The organism is Burkholderia sp. RF2-non_BP3 (genome assembly GCF_001522185.1).
Classification (GTDB): Bacteria; Pseudomonadota; Gammaproteobacteria; order Burkholderiales; family Burkholderiaceae; genus Burkholderia; species Burkholderia diffusa.
This window is the reverse complement of record NZ_LOSU01000016.1, coordinates 1-671: the sequence shown is the minus strand read 5'-3', so window position 1 is coordinate 671 and position 671 is coordinate 1. Positions and strand designations below refer to the sequence as shown.

The 671-nt window shown below is 63.5% G+C and carries 1 protein-coding gene; it reads right to left on the bottom strand.

The genetic code is table 11. The features are described 5' to 3' along the window. A partial coding sequence (locus WS45_RS35590; RefSeq protein WP_218921632.1) for a hypothetical protein occupies positions 1–671 on the bottom strand: 671 nt, incomplete at both ends.

The following is a 671-nucleotide window of genomic DNA, read 5'->3' as shown; positions in this document are numbered from 1 at the left end:
ACCAGCTCGATCAGCTCGCTGTCCACGTCGACTTCGACGGGTATCAACTCGTTGTCCACGGGCTTGAGCTCGACCAACAGCTCGGTCGCGTCGCTGTCGACGTCCACGTCGACCGGCCTGAGCTCGACCAATAGCTCGGTCGCTTCGCTCTCGACTTCGACGTCGACCGGCCTGTCGTCGGCGACCAGCTCGATCACGTCGTTGTCGACCTCGGCGTCGACGGGCATCAACTCGCTGTCGACCGGCCTCAGCTCGACCAACAGCTCGGTTACGTCGCTGTCGACTTCCACGTCGACCGGCCTGTCGTCGGCAACCAGCTCGATCAGCTCGCTGTCCACGTCGACCTCGACGGGCATCAACTCGTTGTCCACGGGCTTGAGCTCGACCAACAGTTCGGTGGCTTCGCTGTCGACTTCGACGTCGACCGGCCTGTCGTCGGCAACCAGCTCGATCAGCTCGCTGTCCACGTCGACTTCGACGGGTATCAACTCGTTGTCCACGGGCCTCAGCTCGACCAACAGCTCGGTGACCTCGCTGTCGACCTCCACGTCGACGGGTCTGTCGTCGGCCACCAGCTCGATCAGCTCGCTGTCCACGTCGACCTCGACGGGCATCAACTCGTTGTCCACGGGCTTGAGCTCGACCAACAGCTCGGTGGCTTCGCTGTCGAC